Source organism: Micromonospora deserti (genome assembly GCF_003236335.1).
In the GTDB taxonomy this organism is placed as follows: domain Bacteria; phylum Actinomycetota; class Actinomycetes; order Mycobacteriales; family Micromonosporaceae; genus Micromonospora; species Micromonospora deserti.
Genome location: NZ_POUB01000383.1, coordinates 1 through 4,385, shown reverse-complemented (window position 1 = coordinate 4,385; position 4,385 = coordinate 1). Strand labels below are relative to the sequence as shown.

Genomic DNA, 4,385 nt, shown 5'->3' with positions numbered 1-4,385 from the left:
GCCCCGCGCCGCCCCGCCGACCTGACCGCCGGCCGGTACGACCCGACCTGCCCGCGCTGCGGTGGCCCGCTCGCCGCGACCCTGGTACCGGAGGACGCCCCACTGGAGCCGCGCAGCACGTACGCGGCCAGCAAGCTCGCCCAGGAGCACCTGGCGGCGGCCTGGGCCCGGCAGACCGGTGGCGCGGTCTGGGCGTTGCGCTACCACAACGTCTACGGCCCCCGGATGCCTCGCGACACCCCCTACGCCGGGGTGGCCTCGATCTTCCGGTCGGCGCTGGCCGCCGGGCGACCGCCCCGGGTGCTGGAGGACGGCCGGCAGCGGCGCGACTTCGTGCACGTCACCGACGTGGCGCGGGCGAACCTGCTGGCGCTGACCGCGGCGCCGCCGGACGGGCTGGTGCCGGTGAACGTCTGCTCCGGCGAGCCGCACACCGTCGGTGACCTGGCCGCCGCCCTCGCCGAGGCGATGGGCGGCCCGGCGCCGGTGGTCGTCGGGGGTGCCCGGGCGGCCGATGTGCGGCACGTCGTCGCCGACCCCCGACGGGCCCGGGAACTGCTCGGCTACACCGCCCGGGTCCGCTTCGCCGACGGGATCGCCGCCTTCGCCACCGACCCGCTGCGCGAACCGGCGGCCGTGCCGGCCTGACCCGCCACCGCGGTTTCCGGCGCGAGACCGCCGGGCCGCACGGCCCCCGGTCAGGACACCGTCCACAGCAGATGGTTGACCGCCAGCGCGGTGACCGCCTGGCCGGCCAGCCACCAGCGCCGGGCGCGCGGGGGCAGGAGAGCGGTCGCCGCCAGCAGCCAGACCGCGAACGGCAGCCAGATCCGTTCCACCTCGGCCTTGCTCAGCCCGGACAGGTCCGCGCCGGCGACCGCCAGCGCGGCGGCCAGGGCCAGCACGACGGCCGGCCCGGCGGCCCGCGCCACGGCCGGCGCGGCGGTCAGCCGGGCCACCGGCCCCGCCTGCCGCGTCCCCGGCGCGGCGCGCACCGCGCCGGCCGCCGCCACCACCGCCCGGCGCAGCGCCGGCCCGAGTGCCGGGCCGGCCGACAGCAGCAGCGCCGCCACGTTCGCCCACACCCAGTAGGCGTACGGGCGCTCGGCCGCCCAACCCTGGTAGTAGCGCTCGACCACCAGCCGGTAGCCGTCCCACCACCAGAAGCCGGCCGCGGTGAACCCGGCCACCACCGCGGCCACCCCGGCGAGGGCGGCGAGCAGGGCCTGCCACCGGTGCGTCGTCCGCAGCACCAGCACGGCCGCCGCCAGCAACCCGACCAGCACGAAGCCGTACGACAGGTGCAGCGCGAAGCCGAGCAGCAGCCCGCCGGCCGCCGCGCTCGCGCGGCCGCCCGCCGCGAGCAGTGCCAGGCCGGCGGCGACCACGCCGGTGAACAGCCCGTCGGCCGACGCGCCTACCCACACCGCGCCGGGCAGCAGCACCAGGAACGGCAGCACGGCCCGGGCCGCCTCGGCCGCGCCGAGCGCCCGCAGCGTCACCGGCACCGACACGGCCACCGTCGCGCCGACCAGGACGCAGGCCAGCGCTGCCGCGGCGCCCCCGCCGAGCCCCAACCGGTCCAGCCAGACGAAGACGAGCAGGGCGCCGGGCGGGTGGCCGGCGGTGTGCGTGGACCACGAGTCCGGCTGGAAGTCGAGGATCCGGCCAGTGAACCCGGCCAGCATCGCCGGGATGTCGGCGACCCGGGGCACCTCGTGCAGGTACTCCGCCTGCGGGGTCAACCGCCGGGCGAGACCGGCCGACCAGCCGTCCACCAGGGCCAGCGAGAGCGTCCACGCGACGGCGGCGAGGTAGCCCCCGGCCAGCAGGACGCCCCACCGGGCGGTGCGCGCCCACCGGACTCCCCAGCCCAGCACGCCCGCCGCGACCAGCACCGCGGCCGGGGTGCCCCAGTCCAGGTGCGGCCGCCACGTCGCGTAGAGCGGCGCCGCGTCGGCGTACAGGCCGGCTCCGCGCGCGTTGAGCAGTGCGCCCACCACCACCGCGGCTGCCACCAGCGCCACCTCGACGGCGAGCACCATCAGGTCGGCGCGGCCGCGGCGGGCCGGCGTCGGGCGGGGGGTGGCGGCCACGGTGGGACTCGACGTCATGACCACCGCACGGTACGGCCTGTGCCGGCCGCCGGGTGGCCGAACGTCCGGATGTCACCGTTCGGTAAGAACTGATTCGCCCGGTAAGCGATCCGTAAGGTGCTTCCGGCCCTCGGCGGCGGCGGGCCACCCTAGCGTCGACGGTATGCCGACACCGATCGACGTGGTGCTGCCGTGCCTGGACGAGGCCGCCGCCCTACCCGGCGTGCTCACCGCTCTGCCGCCCGGATACCGGGCGATCGTGGTGGACAACGGCTCCCGGGACGGGTCGCCGGAGGTCGCCGCCCGGCACGGCGCCCGGGTGGTTCGCGAGCCGCGCCGTGGCTACGGGGCCGCCGTGCACGCCGGGCTGGTGGCCGCCGAGGCCGAGCTGGTCTGCGTGCTCGACGCCGACGGCTCCTTCGACCCGGCGGAACTGCCGGCCCTGGTCGCCCTGGTGGCCGACGACGTCGCGGACCTCGCGGTCGGCCGCCGCCGGCCGGTCACCGCCGGCGCCTGGCCCTGGCACGCCCGGGCCGGCACCGCACTGGTCGCGGCGCTGCTGCGCCAGCGCGGGGTGCCCCTGCGTGACCTCAGTCCGATCCGGGTGGCCCGCCGCGAGGCGCTACTCGGCCTCGGCGTCACCGACCGGGCCTTCGGCTACCCGCTGGAGCTGCTGATCCGCGCGGCCGCCGACGGGTGGCGGATCCGCGAGCTCGACGTCACGTACGCCCCGCGCGCCGCCGGTACCCGGTCGAAGGTGTCCGGCTCGGTCCGCGGCACGCTGCGGGCGACCCGCGACTTCGCCGGCGTGCTGCGCAGTCTGGGCGGTGCCCGGTGACCGTGCTGCTGGTCATGGCCAAGGCGCCCGTGGCCGGGGAGGTGAAGACGCGGCTCTGCCCGCCGGCCTCGCCGCGGCAGGCGGCCCGGATCGCCGCCGCCGCCCTGCGGGACACCGTCGAGGCCGTCCGGGCGGCCCCCGGGGTGGTGCCGGTGCTGGCCCTGCGCGGGCGGTTCGCCGACGCGGAGGACGGCCCCGCCCTGCGCGCCGCCGTGGCCGGGTGGACCGTCCTGGCGCAGCGGGGTGGTGACCTCGGTGACCGGCTCGCCAACGCCCACGCGGACGTCGCGGCGGCCTGGCCGGGCCGGCCGGTCCTGCAGATCGGCATGGACACCCCGCAGCTGACTTCGGCCCTGCTCGGCGCGGCCGCGCGTCGTCTCGCCGCCGGTGGCGTGCCGCCCGGTCGGGCCGCCGACGCGCTGCTCGGCGGGGCCGCCGACGGCGGCTGGTGGGCGCTGGGGTTGCGCGACCCCCGGCACGCCGAGGTCCTGCGGACGGTGCCGATGTCCACCGCCGAGACCGGCCGCCGCACCTGGGCGGCGCTGGACCGGCGGGGGCTGCGGGTGGCGCCGCTGCCGGTGGTGCGGGACGTCGACGAGTGGGCCGACGCGCTGGCGGTGGCCGCGGCGGTGCCCGGCAGCCGCTTCGCCCGGCAGGTCGCCACGACCCGCCCCGTGCTGGTGCCAGGCGGGCACCGGTGACCGTCGAGGCCGTCACCGACGGCCCGACGGGCCCTGCCGCACCGGCCGCCGTCGACGGCTTCGCCGCCGCGCTCGCCACACAGCACGTCGCGCACTGGCTGGTGCACGCCGACGGTCGGCGGACCCGGCTCCCGGTGCGCCGCTGGCACGCCCCGGCCGAGCCGGCCCTGGCGGCGGTGGTCGGCCGGTGCGCCGGGCCGACGCTGGATCTGGGCTGCGGGCCGGGCCGGCTCACCCGGGCGCTCGCCGAGGCCGGGCTGACCGCGGTCGGGGTGGACGTCTCCGCGTACGCGGTGCGGCTGACCCGGGCCCGCGGCGCGGTGGCCCTCCGACGGGACGTGTTCTCCCCCCTGCCCGGGGAGGGGCGCTGGGCGCACGTGCTGCTGATGGACGGCAACATCGGCATCGGTGGTGACCCGGTGGCTCTGCTCGCCCGCTGCCGGCGCCTGATCGGCCCCGACGGCACGGTGCTCGTCGAGGTCGAAGCCCCCGGCCCTGGACTGTGGCGCGGGCACAGCCGGGTCGCCTTCCGCTCGTCCGACGGGCACCTGCGCCGCGGGCCGGTGTTCCGGTGGGCCCGGCTGGACACCGCGGCGCTGCATGGGGTTGCCGCCGCGGCCGGCCTGGCGGTCCGCGACCTGTTCGCCGCCGACCGGCGGTGGTTCGCCGAACTCGTGCCGGCCCGGCCCTGACCGGCCCGGGGTTCGCCGGCGTGGTGACCTTCTCCGCCCGCCGCTGCCGGGGGAGGGG

The 4,385-nt window shown here is 79.0% G+C and carries 5 protein-coding genes; 4 read left to right on the top strand and 1 reads right to left on the bottom strand.

Annotated features, from left to right (window positions below; genetic code table 11):
* Positions 1–648, top strand: a 648-nt coding sequence (locus C1I99_RS29705) for an NAD-dependent epimerase/dehydratase family protein (protein WP_146604085.1), incomplete at its 5' end; no start/stop codon positions are given.
* Between the two features lie 50 nt (positions 649–698).
* Here C1I99_RS29705 and C1I99_RS29700 read toward each other — a convergent pair.
* Positions 699–2,114, bottom strand: a complete 1,416-nt coding sequence (locus C1I99_RS29700) for a hypothetical protein (protein ID WP_111137493.1) — start codon at positions 2,112–2,114, stop codon at positions 699–701.
* Between the two features lie 145 nt (positions 2,115–2,259).
* Between C1I99_RS29700 and C1I99_RS29695 the strand changes: the two genes are divergently transcribed.
* The 3 genes from C1I99_RS29695 to C1I99_RS29685 are packed head-to-tail and all read left to right on the top strand — an operon-like array spanning position 2,260 to position 4,327.
* Positions 2,260–2,934, top strand: a complete 675-nt coding sequence (locus C1I99_RS29695; RefSeq protein ID WP_111137492.1) for a glycosyltransferase family 2 protein — start codon at positions 2,260–2,262, stop codon at positions 2,932–2,934.
* Positions 2,931–3,635, top strand: a complete 705-nt coding sequence (locus C1I99_RS29690; protein ID WP_111137491.1) for a TIGR04282 family arsenosugar biosynthesis glycosyltransferase — start codon at positions 2,931–2,933, stop codon at positions 3,633–3,635. The genes C1I99_RS29695 and C1I99_RS29690 overlap by 4 nt, the downstream gene beginning before the upstream one ends.
* Positions 3,632–4,327 carry a methyltransferase domain-containing protein gene (locus C1I99_RS29685; protein ID WP_111137490.1) on the top strand — a complete coding sequence of 232 codons (696 nt, stop codon included), beginning with the start codon at positions 3,632–3,634 and terminating at the stop codon, positions 4,325–4,327. The genes C1I99_RS29690 and C1I99_RS29685 overlap by 4 nt, the downstream gene beginning before the upstream one ends.
* The last annotated feature ends 58 nt before the right edge of the window (positions 4,328–4,385 follow it).